The organism is Parafrankia sp. EUN1f (assembly GCF_000177675.1).
In the GTDB taxonomy this organism is placed as follows: Bacteria; Actinomycetota; Actinomycetes; order Frankiales; family Frankiaceae; genus Parafrankia.
Map to the genome: position 1 here is coordinate 1 of NZ_ADGX01000176.1, position 17,112 is coordinate 17,112.

At 70.6% G+C, this 17,112-nt stretch carries 29 protein-coding genes and 1 pseudogene; all 30 read left to right on the forward strand.

The genetic code is table 11. The features are described 5' to 3' along the window. On the forward strand, positions 1 to 355 hold a 355-nt coding region (locus FREUN1FDRAFT_RS32820), incomplete at its 5' end, for a hypothetical protein (protein ID WP_006544653.1). Further along, on the forward strand, positions 352 to 549 hold the full coding sequence (locus tag FREUN1FDRAFT_RS32825) for an HTH domain-containing protein (protein ID WP_006544654.1): 198 nt from the start codon (positions 352 to 354) through the stop codon (positions 547 to 549). The genes FREUN1FDRAFT_RS32820 and FREUN1FDRAFT_RS32825, both read left to right, overlap by 4 nt. Further along, on the forward strand, positions 546 to 842 hold the full coding sequence (locus FREUN1FDRAFT_RS32830) for a hypothetical protein (protein WP_006544655.1): 297 nt from the start codon (positions 546 to 548) through the stop codon (positions 840 to 842). The genes FREUN1FDRAFT_RS32825 and FREUN1FDRAFT_RS32830 overlap by 4 nt, the downstream gene beginning before the upstream one ends. Positions 843 to 865: 23 nt before the next feature. Beyond that, the gene (locus tag FREUN1FDRAFT_RS44490) at positions 866 to 1,042 is read left to right on the forward strand and encodes a hypothetical protein (RefSeq protein WP_157475694.1); all 177 of its coding nucleotides are present in this window, start codon (positions 866 to 868) and stop codon (positions 1,040 to 1,042) included. Further along, positions 1,039 to 1,776, forward strand: coding sequence for a hypothetical protein (locus tag FREUN1FDRAFT_RS32835; RefSeq protein ID WP_157475695.1), 738 nt, complete (start codon positions 1,039 to 1,041; stop codon positions 1,774 to 1,776). The genes FREUN1FDRAFT_RS44490 and FREUN1FDRAFT_RS32835 overlap by 4 nt, the downstream gene beginning before the upstream one ends. Continuing rightward, positions 1,773 to 2,087, forward strand: a complete 315-nt coding sequence (locus FREUN1FDRAFT_RS32840; protein ID WP_006544658.1) for a hypothetical protein — start codon at positions 1,773 to 1,775, stop codon at positions 2,085 to 2,087. The genes FREUN1FDRAFT_RS32835 and FREUN1FDRAFT_RS32840 overlap by 4 nt, the downstream gene beginning before the upstream one ends. Next, positions 2,084 to 2,791, forward strand: a complete 708-nt coding sequence (locus FREUN1FDRAFT_RS40395; protein WP_006544659.1) for a hypothetical protein — start codon at positions 2,084 to 2,086, stop codon at positions 2,789 to 2,791. The genes FREUN1FDRAFT_RS32840 and FREUN1FDRAFT_RS40395 overlap by 4 nt, the downstream gene beginning before the upstream one ends. Continuing rightward, a complete protein-coding gene (locus FREUN1FDRAFT_RS32850; RefSeq protein WP_006544660.1) occupies positions 2,788 to 3,174 on the forward strand; it encodes a hypothetical protein in 387 nt (128 codons plus the stop codon). Before FREUN1FDRAFT_RS40395 ends, FREUN1FDRAFT_RS32850 begins: the two co-directional genes overlap by 4 nt. Positions 3,175 to 3,742: 568 nt before the next feature. Continuing rightward, positions 3,743 to 4,444: a hypothetical protein gene (locus tag FREUN1FDRAFT_RS32855; RefSeq protein ID WP_198144550.1), complete on the forward strand. Its 702-nt coding sequence runs from the start codon at positions 3,743 to 3,745 to the stop codon at positions 4,442 to 4,444. After that, positions 4,441 to 5,181: a hypothetical protein gene (locus FREUN1FDRAFT_RS32860; RefSeq protein ID WP_006544662.1), complete on the forward strand. Its 741-nt coding sequence runs from the start codon at positions 4,441 to 4,443 to the stop codon at positions 5,179 to 5,181. The genes FREUN1FDRAFT_RS32855 and FREUN1FDRAFT_RS32860 overlap by 4 nt, the downstream gene beginning before the upstream one ends. Continuing rightward, positions 5,181 to 5,501: a hypothetical protein gene (locus FREUN1FDRAFT_RS32865; protein ID WP_006544663.1), complete on the forward strand. Its 321-nt coding sequence runs from the start codon at positions 5,181 to 5,183 to the stop codon at positions 5,499 to 5,501. The genes FREUN1FDRAFT_RS32860 and FREUN1FDRAFT_RS32865 overlap by 1 nt, the downstream gene beginning before the upstream one ends. A gap of 467 nt (positions 5,502 to 5,968) precedes the next feature. Then, positions 5,969 to 6,337 carry a hypothetical protein gene (locus FREUN1FDRAFT_RS32870; protein WP_006544664.1) on the forward strand — a complete coding sequence of 123 codons (369 nt, stop codon included), beginning with the start codon at positions 5,969 to 5,971 and terminating at the stop codon, positions 6,335 to 6,337. Continuing rightward, positions 6,337 to 7,056, forward strand: a complete 720-nt coding sequence (locus FREUN1FDRAFT_RS32875; protein ID WP_006544665.1) for a DUF2786 domain-containing protein — start codon at positions 6,337 to 6,339, stop codon at positions 7,054 to 7,056. Before FREUN1FDRAFT_RS32870 ends, FREUN1FDRAFT_RS32875 begins: the two co-directional genes overlap by 1 nt. Then, positions 7,053 to 7,334: a hypothetical protein gene (locus tag FREUN1FDRAFT_RS32880; RefSeq protein WP_006544666.1), complete on the forward strand. Its 282-nt coding sequence runs from the start codon at positions 7,053 to 7,055 to the stop codon at positions 7,332 to 7,334. Before FREUN1FDRAFT_RS32875 ends, FREUN1FDRAFT_RS32880 begins: the two co-directional genes overlap by 4 nt. Beyond that, on the forward strand, positions 7,331 to 7,858 hold the full coding sequence (locus FREUN1FDRAFT_RS40400; protein ID WP_006544667.1) for a hypothetical protein: 528 nt from the start codon (positions 7,331 to 7,333) through the stop codon (positions 7,856 to 7,858). The genes FREUN1FDRAFT_RS32880 and FREUN1FDRAFT_RS40400 overlap by 4 nt, the downstream gene beginning before the upstream one ends. After that, a complete protein-coding gene (locus tag FREUN1FDRAFT_RS32890) occupies positions 7,855 to 8,352 on the forward strand; it encodes a hypothetical protein (RefSeq protein WP_006544668.1) in 498 nt (165 codons plus the stop codon). Before FREUN1FDRAFT_RS40400 ends, FREUN1FDRAFT_RS32890 begins: the two co-directional genes overlap by 4 nt. Further along, positions 8,352 to 8,531, forward strand: coding sequence for a hypothetical protein (locus FREUN1FDRAFT_RS32895; protein WP_006544669.1), 180 nt, complete (start codon positions 8,352 to 8,354; stop codon positions 8,529 to 8,531). The genes FREUN1FDRAFT_RS32890 and FREUN1FDRAFT_RS32895 overlap by 1 nt, the downstream gene beginning before the upstream one ends. 127 nt (positions 8,532 to 8,658) lie before the next feature. Beyond that, positions 8,659 to 9,141 (forward strand): hypothetical protein, encoded by a 483-nt coding sequence (locus FREUN1FDRAFT_RS32900; RefSeq protein ID WP_006544670.1) that lies wholly within the window; start codon positions 8,659 to 8,661, stop codon positions 9,139 to 9,141. 84 nt (positions 9,142 to 9,225) lie between these two features. Beyond that, entirely contained in the window at positions 9,226 to 9,540 is a 315-nt protein-coding gene (locus FREUN1FDRAFT_RS32905; RefSeq protein ID WP_006544671.1) for a hypothetical protein, read from the forward strand. Positions 9,541 to 9,623: 83 nt separating this feature from the next. Continuing rightward, the gene (locus FREUN1FDRAFT_RS32910) at positions 9,624 to 9,887 is read left to right on the forward strand and encodes a hypothetical protein (protein ID WP_006544672.1); all 264 of its coding nucleotides are present in this window, start codon (positions 9,624 to 9,626) and stop codon (positions 9,885 to 9,887) included. Positions 9,888 to 10,072: 185 nt separating this feature from the next. After that, positions 10,073 to 10,510 (forward strand): hypothetical protein, encoded by a 438-nt coding sequence (locus FREUN1FDRAFT_RS32915; protein WP_006544673.1) that lies wholly within the window; start codon positions 10,073 to 10,075, stop codon positions 10,508 to 10,510. Continuing rightward, the gene (locus FREUN1FDRAFT_RS32920) at positions 10,503 to 11,438 is read left to right on the forward strand and encodes a hypothetical protein (RefSeq protein WP_006544674.1); all 936 of its coding nucleotides are present in this window, start codon (positions 10,503 to 10,505) and stop codon (positions 11,436 to 11,438) included. Before FREUN1FDRAFT_RS32915 ends, FREUN1FDRAFT_RS32920 begins: the two co-directional genes overlap by 8 nt. Then, positions 11,435 to 12,379 (forward strand): AAA family ATPase, encoded by a 945-nt coding sequence (locus tag FREUN1FDRAFT_RS32925; RefSeq protein ID WP_006544675.1) that lies wholly within the window; start codon positions 11,435 to 11,437, stop codon positions 12,377 to 12,379. The genes FREUN1FDRAFT_RS32920 and FREUN1FDRAFT_RS32925 overlap by 4 nt, the downstream gene beginning before the upstream one ends. Next, positions 12,379 to 13,617, forward strand: coding sequence for a T4 RnlA family RNA ligase (locus FREUN1FDRAFT_RS32930; RefSeq protein ID WP_006544676.1), 1,239 nt, complete (start codon positions 12,379 to 12,381; stop codon positions 13,615 to 13,617). Before FREUN1FDRAFT_RS32925 ends, FREUN1FDRAFT_RS32930 begins: the two co-directional genes overlap by 1 nt. Before the next feature lie 4 nt (positions 13,618 to 13,621). Further along, the gene (locus FREUN1FDRAFT_RS32935; protein ID WP_006544677.1) at positions 13,622 to 13,957 is read left to right on the forward strand and encodes a hypothetical protein; all 336 of its coding nucleotides are present in this window, start codon (positions 13,622 to 13,624) and stop codon (positions 13,955 to 13,957) included. Further along, positions 13,954 to 14,634: a hypothetical protein gene (locus FREUN1FDRAFT_RS32940; protein WP_006544678.1), complete on the forward strand. Its 681-nt coding sequence runs from the start codon at positions 13,954 to 13,956 to the stop codon at positions 14,632 to 14,634. Before FREUN1FDRAFT_RS32935 ends, FREUN1FDRAFT_RS32940 begins: the two co-directional genes overlap by 4 nt. Further along, positions 14,627 to 15,976 (forward strand): hypothetical protein, encoded by a 1,350-nt coding sequence (locus FREUN1FDRAFT_RS32945; protein WP_006544679.1) that lies wholly within the window; start codon positions 14,627 to 14,629, stop codon positions 15,974 to 15,976. Before FREUN1FDRAFT_RS32940 ends, FREUN1FDRAFT_RS32945 begins: the two co-directional genes overlap by 8 nt. Beyond that, a complete protein-coding gene (locus tag FREUN1FDRAFT_RS32950) occupies positions 15,973 to 16,491 on the forward strand; it encodes a hypothetical protein (protein ID WP_006544680.1) in 519 nt (172 codons plus the stop codon). The genes FREUN1FDRAFT_RS32945 and FREUN1FDRAFT_RS32950 overlap by 4 nt, the downstream gene beginning before the upstream one ends. Further along, on the forward strand, positions 16,488 to 16,904 hold the full coding sequence (locus tag FREUN1FDRAFT_RS32955; protein WP_006544681.1) for a hypothetical protein: 417 nt from the start codon (positions 16,488 to 16,490) through the stop codon (positions 16,902 to 16,904). Before FREUN1FDRAFT_RS32950 ends, FREUN1FDRAFT_RS32955 begins: the two co-directional genes overlap by 4 nt. Beyond that, positions 16,904 to 17,112 (forward strand): annotated as a pseudogene (locus FREUN1FDRAFT_RS32960) (hypothetical protein); the annotation flags it as partial. The gene FREUN1FDRAFT_RS32955 and the pseudogene FREUN1FDRAFT_RS32960, both read left to right, overlap by 1 nt.

The window sequence follows — 17,112 nt, forward strand, 5'->3', positions numbered from 1 at the left end:
CCGGCTGCCCGCAGAGACCCGGGCCGCCGTGTATGAGCGCGCCGACGGCCGGTGCGAGATTGGCGGCGAGCCGCTCCGGCCCGGCTGGCGGTCGATCCAGCACCGGGCCCGGCGTGGCACCGGAGGTACCAGCGACCCGGGCACACACCGGCTGTCCAACCTGCTCGCCGTGTGCGGCCCGGACGCCTCCGCCGGATGTCACGCGCTGGCTGACGGAGCGTCCGACCGGTACGACAACGGCTGGCAGGTCCACCGCGGCGACGACCCGGCCGCGGCCCCGGTGCTCTACCGGGGTGCCCGGGTTCTCCTCGACGACCAGGGCGGCATCCACCCGGCCTCCGAGGAGAGGATGTGAGCGCCTGCAGCGTGGACACCGACTCGGTGTCCGTCGTGCGGCGGATACGGGTAGCCGCCGAGCTCACCCGTGCCCACCGGACCGCGGGTCAGATCGCCGACGAATTGGGTGTGTCCACCAGGGCTGTTGTCCGCTACCGGGCGATGGCGCGCGCTCAGGGCCTGCTCCCCGACCCGCAGGGGCCAGGGCGGTGACCGGGCTCGGCATCGCGAATCAGCTGCTCAACCTCGCGGAGATCGGGTGGTGCGCCCTGTTCTGCCGGGCGCTGCTGCGCGGCATCCCCCGTGCGGTGTTGAACCGGACGTACGGGCTGTGGGCGGGGTGTCTCCTCGCAGCTGATGCGCTGGTCGACTGGACGCGGCACGACCATGCCTGGGCGGTGCTCGACTCGGTCGTCGCTGCGGCGTGGCTCTGTGTCTGGTGGAACTCCCGCCCGCCCCGCCCGCCGCGCCGCCGTCTGGTCCTGGCCCCGGCCGGTGGCGCATGAGGCAGCGGAAGCACCCGCGGTGCGTGGCGACCAAGACGCCTGGCCGCCCGGGGAAAGTGATCTATCTGGCGTATCAGACCGCCATCGCCGCGGCGATGCGCCGCTCCCGCGCGGCCGGGCCGCTGCGGGTGTACGAGTGCGAGCACTGCGCCGGCTGGCACCTCACCCATCGAGTTCGACCGGTCGGGGTCAGGCGGTGAGCGTGCAGACCGACCTGTTCGGTGACCTCGCCGCTGCCGCGCCCCGGCCGCGCCGACCTGGGGCCCGCCGGCGCCAGACAGCCGACACCTCGGCCGTGGTGACCGCGCAGCTCGACCTGGCGGGCGACATCGCTGCCGACCTCGACCGGGCCGTGATCTACACCCAGCTCCGCGCCGACCGTGCCGCCAACTGGCGCCTCGACTGCTGCACTGGCCTTCCCGTTCCCCGCGGCCGATTCCCGGACGGCGGGCTCACCGCCAGCGGGCAGCCTGACTGGACCCGCGTGAAATGCGGGCGCTGCGCCAGGCCCTGCACCGACGGACCCACCTACGTCTCCGGCCACGACGCCGGTTGGGACGGCTGCATGCCCGACGACTACGCCGCCCGCGCCCGCGCGATCGGCCCCGAGGAGACCGGGCCAGCTGTGTGGCTGCTGCTGCACCCCGACAGCCGGCGCCTCCCCGACATCGACCGTGCGGCCTGGCTCGCCGCGCGACATGACCGGGCCCACCACGCGGACTGTGTGTGCGGGCATCCGTGGGGCTGGCACGACCGCGAGAACAACCCCACGGCCTGGCTGGTCGGCCCGGCCCGCTGCGGCGAGACCTACAGCCGGGACTGCGCCTGTCTCCGCTACGTCCCCGGGCCTGTCCCGCCGGCGCAGCCGTCCCGATGGGGCACGTCGTGGGCTGCCCCGCGCGAGTTGCTCGCCGCGCTGTCGGGTGCGGCGTGATCGGGCAGGTCGGACTGTTCGACGAGGCCGACGCTGGGCCGGAGGTTCCCGCGCCGTCCCGTGAGCAGAAGCTCGCCGCCCGGCGGCGCGCAGACCTCGCCCGCGGGGTGCACCCGGTCACCGGCGCCCGCCTGCTGCCCGTGAACGAGGGCAAGCGGTGCCGGGACTGCGACCACCTGTTCCGGCACGACCGGGCCGCCCGCGACTACTGGAAATGCGACCTGAACGCCACACGGGGAGGGGCTACGGACATCAGCCGCCGGTGGCCGGCGTGCTCCCAGTTCGAAGCCCGGAAGGAGCCGACACAGTGAAGCACTGGGTACCCGCGGGGATGGTGATCTTCTCCGGGCTCGACATCATTCCGCCTGAGCCCGGAATCCTCCTCGCGAACGACCGCATCCTGTGGCGTGTCGTCGCCGTCCATGAGAAGCACACGGCGAACTGGGATCCGAAGCACGCATCGGGGATGCAGAAGGACCTGCGTAGCCGTGACTGGGCTCGCCGCAAGCCGATCGGCAGCCGGTACCGGGAGATATTCGCGGCGCTCGTCGACTGGGACGGCCAGGCGGAAACCTGGCCGAACCGTCCTCGCACGGTGGAGGTCTGCCCGGCCGCTGGCGGCCGGCGCAGGCATCTGCCCTGGCCGCACCGAGGCTGGGCTGCCTGGTATCCCGTCGACGAGCACCACCCGGTGTGCGCACGCTGCGGCGAGCTCTACCCATGCCGGGAGGTTGACGCCGCCCGGCAGGCTGCCCGCGAGATGCAGCGTGTCGACGAGCTGATGTCGGTGCGGCCGGGGTGCTGCTGGCACTGCCAGGAGCCGATCAGCCACCGACAGGCCTCCCAGACGTTCCCCGGCGAGAACCTGCTCCTGCCCGGGGCGCCGTCGCCGTCGTTCCATCTGCGTCGTACGGGTGGATGTCGGGACGCGGCTGCCGAATACGAGAAGCGGTGGCAGGCGTCGGAGCAGGGCAAGGTGGCCGCGCCGGACCTGTTCGGCGACGAGCAGGCATGAGCCGGCGTCTCACGCTCGCGCCCACGCCTGAGCAGGTGTGGGCCGGGCGGGTCGCAGGGCTGGAACTCCCAGGGAGCCTCGCCGATCAGCCGATCCGCTGGGGGCCGTGGGGGCCGCAGCTACGCATCCTGGGCGATCACGGTTTCGATCAGAGCTGTGAGGGGTGTGGCGCCGACGTTGCCGACCAGGCCCAGGCCACCGGCCGTGCTGTCGCGCCGTGGGGCCGTCCCGGGGCGCTGATGGTCCGGTACGGGGCTGACGGCTGCCTGGCCTGCCGGCTGGTGGTCGTGGCCGAGTTGTTCCGCGGTGACCGGTTCCGCGCCGAGCTGGACCCGACGGAGGTGTGGCGCAGCCAGGGGCAGCTCACCTTGGGCTGGTCCTGACCGACAGCAAGTACCAAACGCGATTCGTGGAGAGTACTGTGAACGCTGCCGGGAGGGCCCGGACGGGGGTTATCAGCCACCCGTCCGGGGTCGCCCCTTCCGGACGACACGCGGGCCGGTTACCAGCCGGTTGGCCGCGCAACGCACCACCCCCTGTTGGAACAGAACAGAGAGGGGCGTATCTGGCGATGATTCTGCCACGCCCGAAGGTACTTTGCGAGATTCCGGCCGTCTGTGTTAGCGCCCACGCCGCCGGTGGCGCCTGGTGAGCGAGTCCGGCCGTGTTTCCACCCGGGTCTGGGGAATCCGACTCCGCTCCGACCCGGACGTTGTGAAGTACCGCCTCTCTGTCCTGCTCACCCTTGGCACCTACATGGACTCTGACGGGTCCAACGCGCGGGTGTTGGAGTCGACGATTGCCGCCGCCGTCGGGATCAGTACCCGGGCGGTCTCGGGCCACCTGGCATGGGCTCAGGAAAACGGCTACCTCACCCGCACAGCCCGCGGCCACCGGCGCGGAGACGGGACGGTCGCGGCGAGCACGTACGCGGCGCTGGTCCCCGTTTCAGTGCCGGTCGATGCCGATCCGCCGGCCGCGGATGCGGACCTCAACCAGAAGAACGACCGGGCTCAACCGGAAGATCACGAGGTCTCAACCGGAAGATCGACCGGTCTCAACCGGAAGATCCAACAGTCTCAACCGGAAGTTGGCTCAATGCCCTATAAGGAAGACCAAGTACTAGACCAAGAGACCTACCAACCACCAACCAAGGGCACGACCCGCGCGCAGGCGCGCGAGGGCGGCCCGACCGACATGCGGGCGTCGAAGCAACGGGAGGCACGCTCCGGCGACACCCGAGCCGCCGTGCTTACGGGAGTCGCCGACGAGCTCATCGACCAGTACGCCGGCGCACTCTCGCATCCGCTGCCACGCCGCGACCGGTCGAAGCTGCTGACGATCACGGACGAGCTGCTCGACGACGGCTTCACCAAGGAGCAGATCTTGGACGGCCTGCGGCTCCTGTGGCGCAACCGGGCCCGCTGCGGGCCGGGAATGCTTCCCACGTTCGTCCAGCAGGCCATAGCCGAATCCGAGGCCGGGAACGTCCTGCCCATGAACCGCCGCGCCCGCTCCGATGAAGCATTCGCGCAAGAAGCCGCCATCGCGGCCGGATCCGCTATCCGTGACCCATTCGCCAGCGGCGGCTTCTTCGGCAGCGCCAACCACGAGGTCATCGACGGCCAGGTTGTGAACGAGGGGACAGGATGACCCGCGCTGAAGTCTCGAAGCTGCTCCACTTGATCCGCGCTTTGTCGCCGAAGTTCACTATCGTCCCCAGCACCGACGACACCCCGGGCACCGGCGATGCCTGGCATGACCTGCTGGCCGACGTCCCCTTCATCGACGCCGCGCAGGCCGTCCGGGCCCATTTTGTGATCGGCGGCCCCTGGATCGAGGTTGGGGACATCCGCCGCCGCGTCATCGCGGCCCGCGGACTCCTCCCACCCGACACCGAAGCCGCCTACGCGCAAGCCCGGGAGATGAACCGCTGGCTGAACCGGCGCACCGGTCCGGAGCCCTCGATCCATCCCGCTGTGTACAAGACGATGTCGCCACACGAGAACGGGATCGGCTGGGAGGCGATTGACGGGCGGGACGGCTACGCCCACCGACGCTTCGTTGACGCCTACACGCCCGTGTCCGTCCGGGAGACTGAGGCCGCGCTTATGACCCCGCTGGCCGCGCTCGAAGCGGCCAAGCGGACACCGAAGGCCCTCGAAGGAGGTTCGGGTGTGGAAGCCGCCGAACGTGAGGCCCAGGCCGCCGTACATGCCGACCGGCCGCGGGCCGAAGCCGTGAAAGTGCAGATCCGCCGATCCGGGTTCGGCCGGACGATCCCCGCCCGCGCTGACTACGGCCCGGCAACCGACATCCAGAAAACGCAGGCCGCCGACGCGCTTCGCGCGTGGGCCGCGCAGAACGGCTACGAGGCGGCGGGGTCCTGATGACGTCGCCGACCGACCTCGCCGACTATCGGGAGCGCCGCGAAGCAGGCATCGCGATCCCGTCCGAAACGGAACGGCAGGCAGCGATGTGGACTCAGGGACTGGAGGCGAAAGCCCGCGCCGCCGCCCTGGTTTCCCGTCATCCGGACCTGGCCGAGAAGCTCACTGCGGGCCCGCTCAGCTTCACCTCTCCGGCACTGTGGAACGGCTACGTGCCTCCCCGGCAGTGGGGCGGGGCGTTGAACACCTCCCCGCAGCGTCGGGCCCTGGTTGAAATCTGCGCCGAAGCGTGGCGCCGCGAGAACCCGACCAGCGTCTAGCCGTGCCCACACTTCAGTACTATTCTTGATTAGTAAAGTCAAGGGATTGGGGGTTTGAGATGGTCGCAGCAGCACCTGCCCGGCGGACCCGGGAGGACTTCGAGCGTGAAGGGCATTGCGGGACGAAGGGCTGCACCTGTACTCATCTCGCCCCCGATCCCCTGTTTCCCGAGGCTCCTGCCTGCGACAGAGGGATGGCGCCCGCTCCGCCGGGGGCGTTGAGCCCGCGGGGGAACCCGCTGCCAGCCGGGGCGTTGAGGCCGTGCCCGCGGTGCCGGGAGGCGGTCCTGCTGGCTGGCGGGTCCTGACCGGACCCGCCGCCTGGTGGGCAAATCTTGTGTCTCACGATTTGCGATTAGTACTTTTCAGGACTACTGTGGGGCCACAGCCCGGACATGACGAAGGGCCGCCACCCGATCCCCTGGCAGAGATCACGGACGACGGCCCCACAGACAGGAGCAGCGTACATGGAGATCATCAGCGGTGAGCTTCTCGACCGCATGGCCAAGGTCGCCGCAGCCGTAGTGGCGGAAATCGGCCCGGTCGATGACGTGACCTTCACCCCACGTTCCGCCCAGTATGCCGACTACATCGGCGCGGAGGCGGAGATCTGCTTCCGCCCGGCTGGGGACGCCGACCTCCGCGTGACGACCGCGCTCGCCGCGATCCGTCCGGACACTGAAGTCCGCTTCCACGTGATCAACGACGTCAAGGTGCACATCTCCGTCCGGTCGATCCTCGCCCGGACGGAGATCAGGATCGCGACGACCGTGACCGTCGACGAGTTCGCCGCCGCCATCGCCCCAACCCCGGCGCCCGAGCTGATTGCCGCCTGATGGCCGTCGACAAGCTGGAGAAGGTTCGCAAGCTGCTGGCGATGGCGGAGGCCGAAGACCTCACCGACGCCGCCCGGGAGTCGTACAACGCGAAGGCCGCCGAGCTGATCGCCCAGTACGGCATCGACCAGGCGCTCCTCGCCGCACACGCCCCAGTCGAGTCCAAGCCGATCGACCGCATGGTCGCCTGCGAAGCGCCATACGCGAAAGAGAAAGCCCGACTCCTCTACGGAGTGGCCGAGGCGCTGCGCTGCAAGGGGATCCTTATCCCCGGCAGCAAAGGCCGCTTCAGCGTCCACGTCTTCGGGATGGCGGAGGACGTCGAACGCGCCGAGCTGCTGTTCACGTCGCTTCTCGTCCAGCAGGCACACGGCCTGGCCACCGCCCGGCCCGTCAACCCGCGGGAGAACGTCCGCGCGTACCGGCGGAGCTGGATGAACGGCTTCCGCTCCGAGATCGTCGCGCGGCTGAAGGCGACCGAAAGGTCGGCGCAGCAGCAGGCAGAGGACATCGCCCCCGCCGGCACGAGCGTCGCGCTCGTGCTCGCGGACCGCTCCACCCTGGTCAAGGCGGCGTACACCACCGCCTACCCGAAGACGGTGACGCTTCGGCACAGCTACTCCGGCTCCGGCTGGCGCGCCGGTTCCGCTGCCGGTGCCCGCGCGGACCTCGGTAGTCGCCGTGTCGGCGGATCCGGGCGACGGGCGGTAGGCCGGTGACCTTCACGATCGACGTCGGCGCTGTCACCCCCGGACCGCACACCCTCGCCTCCGCATCTGGCCGGTACCGAGACCTGCAAACCGTCGCCGCTGTCCGCGCACGCCTCGCTGAGCACCAAGTCAAGACCGCCGCCCAGCTCAACCAGGATGTCACGGCCGGCGAGCTGTTCATGGCCGCTGTCGACGTGCGGCTCCTTGTAGCGCACGAGCGTGCCGCCGCGGCCCGCATCGCCGAGCTGGAGGCCGCCGTCCCCGGTCAGACGGGTGGTGCCGGGTGACCGCCGCCGAGCAGGCAGCCCCCCACCCGCTCACGGTCATCCGTGAGCGGAAGGGCTGGACCTACGAGCAGACAGCCCAGCGCATCGCCCGCATAGCGGGAGCGGCCGGTACTCCCATGGCCGCGAACCGTCAGAAGGTCTGGCGCTGGGAGCACGGTGGCGTCACACCGGACTCGGCGTCCCAGCTCGCGCTCGCCGCAGCCCTCGGCATCGACAAGGACCATGTCGTGCCGGGGACCTGGCCTCGCTGGCTCGCCGACGCCGCCGGCGCCGGCCCGGACACCCCGACCTGCGAGGAACTGAGCGCCGCGCGACGCCGCTACCGCGGGCAAACAATCCCCGAGGCCCGCGCCCAGGCCGCCGAACGGCTGGTCGCGACCTGGCTGGATTGGTGCAAGGCCAGCAGAAGCGGGAACTGGCGGGAAGCGAACCGGCTCTCCCGCCAGGGCATCGCCCACGCCACGGCCTACGAGGAGCGGGTCGTCCGCCTCTCCCTGGGAAAGACGGCAGAGGCCGGGTCATGACGGGCGGCCCGTACATCCACACCATCGCCTACGCCCCCCACCACCCGGAATGGGCGGAGGTCTGGGGGCAGATCCGAGCCTCCGCCATCACGATCACGGTGGGGGCTGCGCGGAACGGCGTCGACCTGACTACTCAGGCCGGCACCAGCGGTGTGACGTTCAACGTCCCCCACCTGCGCGTACCCATCCTCACCTTGTACGCCCCGGAAAGCCCCGCAGTCCCGGTGGACGGGGAGGACATCGAATCAGTCCCGTCTGGCCGCGACCTGCCATGGGACCGCTACCTCTGCGCATTCCTCCTCCGCGTACGGCTCCTCGCCAAGCAGGCATCGGCAATCACCTCCGACGGTGCGTGGACGGGGGAATGGCTGTCCGCCCGCCGCATCGCCGCCGAGGCCTGGCACATCCCCAAAGACACCGAGGACCCGTTCGATTCCCCGGGAGTCGTCTGGGGTGGCTACCCGTACCGGTCGCACCTGCGGGCGGTCGGCTGATGGACCTCCACGGCCCCCACTTGCCCCGCACCCCGGAGGAGATCCGCGCCGCCCGGATCGGCCGGTATCTCCGCGACGCGCAGAGGTACCGCGCGGCCGATGACGAGTGGTCAGCCGCCGGCTGCGAGGCCCTCGCCCGCCGCGAGAACGCACGGCAGCAGCAGAAGCCGATCCGGTGACCTGCGCCCTCTGCGTCGGTGACGGCGTCGACCAGCACGGCGTCACCTGCGTCCGCTGCAAAGGCGAGACCACCGAACCGATCTTCAACCCGGGGCTTCCCGCCCCACCTGCCCCGGAAGGGACGACATGACCCGCGAAGACTGCGAGCCCCTCGGCGCCGCCCTCGTCGCTCGGCGCAGCGGAAAGAACGTGATCGACATCGGGGCTGTCGCCCAGTACCCGCCCGCCTACGTCCGTCTCCCCCTGGTGGACATTGGGGACGCCGACAGCTACCCGTACGGCACGGACCTGGAAGCCGGCGTGATGGCCCGCTACCGCTCGGGCGGCTACGTCCAGATCGTCCTGCCCGACCCGGACGGCGACAAGGTTGGCGCGGTCCTGAAGTTCTTCGACTTCCGGGGCATGGAGGAACTCGGCCGCGAGCTGCTCCGCATCGCAGCCAAGCGCGGCGAGATGCACGACCCGGACCTGGTCCGCGCCCAGCTCCCGTGCAAGACCTGCGGCGGCTACGGCTCCATCGCGGATGGGCCGGAGGACGGCCAGGCGTGCCCGGACTGCACTCCGGAGCTTCCCGCCGATGTCCCCGTGACGGGCGAATCCCCGTTCTGACCTTCCCCTGAGACCCGGGTGGGGCGCGTGAACGGGGCGCCCCACCCGCCCAGACCATCACCAGCCGAGAGGAGCCCAGTCCACATGTCCGTCGTGGACGTCCGGCGCAAGGAGTGGTTCGCCGCGTTCGCCCGGCAGAACAGCCCGGCCCTGGCGCCCTGCGAGCCCTGCCTGGCCGACCTGGCAAAACCGGTCGCGTTCGTCGGGTCGGCCGGCCACGGCGGGCCGTGCAGCGCCCAGGACCCGTGGAGCGGATCCGGCCTAACCGTCCCCGTCGACCACCTGCTCCGCAACGCCCGCCGGGCCGCCGCCCAGTTCCGCGCGCGCAATCCGCATCTCATCCGGTCCACAAACCCACGGCTGACAGCCCGGTACTGGCGGACCCAAGCCGGCCGCTGAGACCCGGGCGGGGCGTGTCACTCCCCGAGACCGCCCCGCCCACCAGACCGCCCACCAGCACCAGCGAGAGAGAGGAGACCGCGATGAGCATCGGCCTGTCCCACGCACGAACGATCCCCGCGGCAGACCTCACGACACCCCAAACGGGCATCTACAAGATCTACGCCGACTACTGGTGGTCCACCGTCCGCGACGAAGCCGGCGAGCTCCTGCTGCTGTTCTACCGCGGCTCCCCGCAGTGCAACCGGGACGAGGAGACCGTCCGGCGGCTGACGGCGGATCTGTGGCCGGGCGCCGAGGCCGTGCAGGTGCCGGCCGTCTACATCAAGCACACCTGCGCCTACTGAGACCGGTCCGGGGCTGGCGGATGGCCGTCTGCTGCGGGACTCACCGCAGCACCCGCACGGGGGCATAGCCGGTCGACACCAGCCCCCACCCCCGGACCGGTTCCAGCGCTGTCCCGACCTTCCCCCCCGATCGGGTCGGGACAGCGCCGGTACAGGCCCGGACACCAGCAGAAACGGAAACGACCATGACTGTTCAGGACGACCTGCCCGGCATCCCTTTCAAAGACGGGGCGCCCTACCAGCAGGGCGACGTCGCCTTCTCGCCCTCAACGGGGCGTGTGTGGACGCTGATCGCTGACGACAACGAGCCCTGGGCCGGCACGATGCAAAGCGGCAGGGACTGGGACTGGTACGGAGCCAGTGCCTTCCCCGAGGACACCCGGCTCCTGCTCCGCGACGGCCGGCTGGTCACCCCGCCGCCGCCGTACGACCCGGCCATGGCCGAGCCCGGCGACGTCGTCACCGCCGAAGACGACGAGCGGACGTTCTTCTACGCACCCGACGCCCCCCGGGACTACCACCCATGGGTCCGCTCGGACGGCGTCTTCATCGGCCCGGAGGACCTCCCCGCCGGCCTGACGCTGGTTCTCCGTGGCGGGAAGCCGGTGACCTCCGATGCCTGACCGCTTCGCCATCCGGCTGCCCGATGGGCGCACCGCCTACCATCTGCCCAGCACCACGGAGGGCCTTAACGACCGCGGTGCCGACGTCCCCGCGAAGCCCCAGGGAAGTTGGACCTCCATCGACCGATGGACCACCGCCGACGGAACACGCCTTCAGGCGCTGCCGGTCGAGAACTGGTGGATCGTCCCCACCGGCACAGCGGGCCCGCTCCACGCACACCTTCCTGGTAGCACCCGCGTGACCGGTTACCAGCTTGAGGACCCGGAAACCGAGTCGGCGAAGTACCCGCTCACCCTCACCGTGGAGGAGGGCAGGAAAAGGCTGGATCAGGATTGGGAGACCTTCGGGCTCCTGTACCGGACGATCCGTGAGGATGTTCCCGGCGACATTGTCACCCTGGAGATCTCCGACGCCATCCTCCTGGATGGAGACCTCCCGGTTCTTCCTTCCGGCTGCAGTTGGACACCGGATCTTCCCTACGTGCTGGGTAACTGGCCGGAATATGGCCGGCTGTTCCCCGGCAAGCTGACCGGCTATCAGCGGGGATTGGTAGACGCTGTCCGGCGCGCGGTTCCAACTGCGGATATCGACTGGTGGGATCACAGCAACCCGCACGAGTTCAACCTCACGGTCCGCCGGGCCTACCAGCCGGGACGAACGATCCGGGTGGACGTGTCCGGGCCCCGGGCACGTCGACCCCGCTTCGAGAACAAGCCCGACCGGCGAACGTTGTACTTCACCGTCCATCTCGGGCGTGAGATCCGCGGGGAGAACGTCGTTGCCGCTCTCGCGACGTTGGAGGAATTCACCGCGGAGGTGTGTGCCGATGTTGCGGAGGCCGTAGCCGAGACGCCGTGCGGGCACTGCGCGGGCACCGGCTACGTCGAACCGCAGGCCGGCGGGCCGATCAGGGAGCGGAGGCTGTGACCGACCGTCCCACCCTGACCATCACCCGCGGCCTGCCCGGCTCCGGGAAGAGCACCGCGGCCCGCCGCCGCCGTGACCAGCTCCGCGCCGCCGGCCACCGCGCCGTGGTGGTGAGCCGCGACCCGCTCCGCGACCAGCTCGGCCTCACCTACGGCGACACCGCAGGCGAGAAGCACGTGACCGCCGTCCGCGACGCCCAGGTCAACACCCTGCTCCGCGCCGGCGTGAACGTGATCGTCGACGAGATGAACCTGGCCGCCCAGTACGTACGTCACTGGATGGAGACCGCGCTCCGGGCCGGCGCCCTGTTCTCCGTACTCGACCTGACCGACGTCGACGTGGAGCTGTGCGTCCGCCGTGACACGCTCCGCCCGGAGCCCATGCCCGGCGCGGTCACGGGCGCCCGGGTGGGCGAGCAGGCGATCCGCAACCAGCACCGCCGTTTCCTGGCAGGGAAGAAGCTGCCCCTCGAACTCCCCAAGATCCATCCCACGCCGGTGTTCCTGCCCTACACCCTGCCCGAGGGCAAGCCGGACGCCATTCTGGTCGACCTGGACGGCACCCTGTGCCTCCACAACGGACGCGACCCGTACGACGAAAACCGCGTCTCTGAGGACCTGCCGAACTGGCCGGTCATCATCGCCGTCAAGGCAATGCAGTCCGCCGGCCACCGCATCATCTACCTGTCCGGCCGCTCCGCCGGCTGCCGCGCGGACACCCACGCCTGGCTCTCCTCCTACGTCCGCCGCCCGCACGAGGGCCTGTTCATGCGCGCCATTGGCGACTCCCGCAAAGACCTCATCGTGAAGATGGAGATCTTCGATCGGGAGATCCGCCACAACTACCGGGTTACCGGGGTTTTCGACGACCGGGCTTCCGTTGTTGCGGGCTGGCGCCAGATCGGCCTGACCGTTTTCCAAGTCGCAGAAGGCAATTTCTGATGACCACCACCGCCCCCGCGCCGGTCCACATCTACGACCTGTTCGACCTCGACCAGCTCGACCGGCACATCACGGCCGGGCTGGTCACCCGCAAGCCCCACCCCGACCTGCCGCTCGACATCCTCACCTACACCCGGACCTGCCAGTACAAGGCCGAGTGGGACGCGATCACCACACGGTGCCGCGGCCTGGTCGTCCACCGCGCCAGCGGCCGTGTCATCGCCCGGCCCTTCGAGAAGTTCTTCAACTACGGGGAGCACCTAGCGGGGAGGCCGTACGCGCCGCCGCTCCCGCTACACGAGCCATTCGAGCTGTTCGGCAAAATAGATGGCTCACTCGCAATCATCTTTCACTTCGATGGGAAGTGGCACGCCGCTTCTAAGGGATCGTTCGCCAGCGAACAGGCGCTCTGGGCTCAACGGCAGCTCGACCTCGCGAACACAGCTGACCTGAATCCCGAGGTCACCTATCTCGCCGAGATGATCTACGCCGAGAACAGGATCGTCGTCGACTACGGGCTCGACGGAGAAGGGCTCACATTCCTCGCAGCCATCCAGTCCGACGGCGCCGAACTCGACTACGAGGACACCGCCACCCGCTGGCCGTGGGGTCTGTCCGCATCCCACTGGCGCGACGTCGACCTGCCCCCGCTCGGGGAAATCGCTGCGTTGGCGACCGAGAGCCGCACGCACCGAGGCCGGACCGTCTCCGGAACGGAGGAAGAAGGTTACGTCGTTCGGTTCGCCTCCGGTACTCGCGTAAAGATCAAGATGGCCGATTATGTCCGGTTGCATAGGGCCCTTACGGGAACCAGCGCCCGCGACGTCTGGCGATACACCGGCGTCGAGCTTTTCGCCGCGACGCTCACCGACAAAGAACTCGCCCAGACCCTGGGCTGCCCGGCCGCCGACATCACCCGCCTCCGCGCTGTCGAAGGCGGCCCGTTCGCGGAGCTCCTCGCGCAGGTCCCGGACGAGTTCGACGACTGGGCCCGCGGCGTCCGCAACGGCCTGGAAGCCGATCTCGCCAGCCTCCACGACACCGTGCAGATCGAGTTCGGCGCCCGCGACCGCCTCCGCGATGACCGGAAGCAGTTCTTCGCCTCCCTGCAGAGCCTCACCCCGCTGGTACGCGGCGCGGTCCTCCGCGAGCTCGACGGCTACTCCTCCCTGCCCGCGCTCTGGCGCTCCCTGCGCCCCGAGCACTCCCTCCCGTTCCGCACAGACCAGGAGGTGTGAGCCCGTGGCCAGTACCGCTGCAGTCGACCTGCTAGTCGCCGCCACCGCCCACGCCAGCCATGCGCGTGCCTGCGCCCAGACTGGCCGGCCGGAGTCCGCCCGACGCCACATCGCCCAGGCCCGCCGGGCCCTGGAAGACGCCGAGACCGCCTTCACCGACGACCAGCCCCCGCCCACCCGGGTGTTCCTCGCCGTCGGTGCGCCCGACACGAACGGGATCCGCCCGTTCGGCGGCGCGCACCTGCAGGAGCCGGCCGCGCGGGAAGCCGCCGGCCGGCTCGGGCCCGACGCCGAGGTGCTCACGCTCGACGTGCTGGCCCCGTGGGAGTTGGCCGGATGAGCGGCGACGTCAAGCACACCTGCCTGTTCATCACACCCATCGACGACTCCGAGGGCCGGTTCGTCCGCGAGCTCCGCGCCCTCCTCACCGCCGTGTTCCCCGCTGGCCCACCTGACCGGGTGGATGCCGACGTCCTGCACAACGCCGTGCAAGAGGTCTCCGCCCTGCAGCACACCGCCGCGGCGGCCGAGGCCGAGGCCGCCGAGCTGAAGATGGCCGTCGAACCCGATGGGCGGCGCCGGCTGGAGATGGCGAAGCGGCTCGCGATCTCCGCCGGCCGCCTAGTCCGCATCGAACGCGACGACGCACGTCAGCGTGCCAAGACAGCCGAGCAGGAGCGCGACCAGCTCCGCGCCGAGCTGGCCGATCGGCGGGAGCGTCTCGCCCGGCTCCGTGGCTTCACCCCGTCTGTCGGCGAGCCCGAGGTGTACGCCATCGCCTACGAGAGCGCGGTCGGCGACGTTCTCCGCCGGCTTTACGACCTCGACGTCGAACCGGCCCCCGACCTCGCCCCGGAAACCCGGGAGCTGTCCGCCGCCCTCGCCGCCTACCGGGCAGCGATCGGCATGCCCCAGCGCGCTTTCCGGCCCGGCGGCCGGGTCGAACGGGCGATGACGGCCGCACTCGAAGCCGCCCGCAAGGCCACCAGCAGAGCCGAAGGAACACCCGATGTCTGACCTGCCTGACGACCTGGGCGCCCGCCTGACGGCTGCCGCTGCGGTCTACTACCCGAGCAGCCGCCCGGACGACACCACGATCGCCCTGGCCCGGGAGGTTCGCGCCGCAGGCGGCTGCGCCCACATCTCCACCGGCACCAACCGCCCCAACTCGGACCCGAACCCGTGGCACCACGGGGTGTGCATCGGCCCCCCGGACCACCTCGGCTACCACCTGTCCGTCGACGGCATGAACTGGTCGGTCGACCGGATGGAGTACGAACGCCGCGCCGAACAGACCATCGCCGACCTCGCCGAGCAGCTCCAGCACGCGGTCGAAGGCCACATCGAGCGAACCAGTCTCTTCCGGGAGATGACCACCGGCCCGGACGGCGTCCACCTCTCCCTCCAACCGGCCCGGGAAGTCGTCGCCCTGTGGGCGGCAGCCGCCCGCGGCATGCTCGGCGACGCCCCGAACTACGCCGAGACACCGATCTCGATGCCGGCCGATGTCGACGAAGGCCGGGCGGACGGCCGTGGCATCGAGATGACCGTCAGCCGCGCGGGCGAGATGGACGAGTTCATCTTCCGGCTGCAGCGCGCCGGCCGGCTCACCCCGCACCAGGCACGGGAAGCCGCAGAACGCCGCGCCGACGCCGCTGAGGATGCCCGCGGCCGGCTCCGTGCCCGGATCCGCGATCTCGTCTGCCAGCGGCGCGACGCCACGGCCCGCGCGAACCGGCTGGAGGCATGGGGCCCGGACGAGACATCCCCCGCTATCCGTCTCGGAGCCGAGCTGGACCGGGTGACCGCCGGCCTCCTCGTGATGGAGGAGCGCGCCCTGGCGGCCGAGGGGCTGCTGGCCGCCGCGCGGGACCTTGCCGCCCGACTCGACACCGAGGCCGACCAGCTGGCACTCGGCGACACGAACACCACCCCGGCCGGGCTCCGTAAGGCCGCAGGGCGCCGCGGTTCGGCCGCCGGCCTGCGGCGCGCAGCGTTCCTCCTTCGCCGCGCCCTCGGCGACGCCGGCACGCCGGCGCCCGGGTCGATCACAGCCGAGGCGCTGGTCGGACCGGAAGCCGCCGCGCGGTGGGCCGAGACGACGGCCGAGCTCGAACGGCTCACCGCCGAGCTGGACCTGAGAGTTGTCGCCCGGCCCCCCGCCGTCGAGCGGGACGAGCACGGACGGCCCGCTCTCGGCACCCGGGTCACGGTCACCGTGACCGGCACTGTCGACCCGGGCCGGATGGATGGCTCCCAGGTCTACATCTCCGCTTCGCAGCCGGAGCTGCATGACGACCTGTGGCTGGACCGGCCCACCCTCACCATCACCCCCGCGAAGGACCAGCCCACCCCATGACCGTGATCACCGCAGTGAAGAAGCCCATCCCGATCCGGATGATCCTCTGGGACGGCACCCCGGGACGCGCCCGGGAGATCGCCGAGTTCTGCGGCCCGGTCCCCTCGGGAGCCGGCCTCGGGTTCGTCGGCCACGGCTCCGAGGGCCTGGCGCAGGTGTACGACTACCTGCACGACTCGTGGATCAACGTCCCGTTGGGTTCGTACATCGCCGAAGGCGTACAGGGCGAGAACTACCCGATCGAGTCCGGTGTGTGGGCCAGCACCTACGACGTCGTCCCGGAGCCCGGTACCGCCGCCGAGCCGACCGGCCTCGACGCGCTGATCGAAGCACTGACGATCTTCCGCCGGTACGGCAACCCGTCCTCGCCGACCTTCTGCGCGCACGACACGCTGTATGTCTGCGTCGCTTACTCCACGGTGAGCGACGAAGACAAGAAGCGGCTCGACGCCCTCGGGTTCTTCCACAACGAGGACGACGACGGCTTCATGTCCTTCGACTTCGGTTCCGCATGACCGCCCCGGCCCCCGCCTCGCCCTCCTGCCGGGTGTGCGGCTGCACCGCCGACGACCCGTGCCCGACCGGCCGGCAGTCGGACGTGTCCTGTCTGCCCGTCCCGGACCCGCAGGGCTCCCCGCGGCTGTGCCACTGGTGCTCCGGCCGGGAAGACGGCGCGACCCGCTGCGACGTGCTCGCCACCGGTCTCCTCGCTGGCCCCGAACCAGTCCAGTGCGCGATGGGCGCGACCCACGCCGCTCATTTCCGCTGCACCCACGACCACGACCGGCGGATCAACGTCTGCCGCATGCACGAGAACGGCGCGCACGGCATCCCGTCCGGCTGCGCCGCGTGCCCCCACGAAGACGAGGTGCCCGTGCAGCTCGTCTCCTCCAGCCCGCTCCACCCCACCACCACGGAAGAGGTTTGATGGCCAGCCCAACGGCGTACCTCGCCTTCGGTGTCGCTCTCGGCGGCGGCGACGACGGCTTTGACGGGCTCGTGCTCCCCGAGGGTGAGTACGGGATGCGGCTTCTCCCGGAGTGGCTCCATGACGCGCCCGCCGGCGACGAAGCAGCCATCTGGGACCGGCTGCTGCCCGCCTACGACGTCGACACCCCGGACGCCGCCCCCGTCGA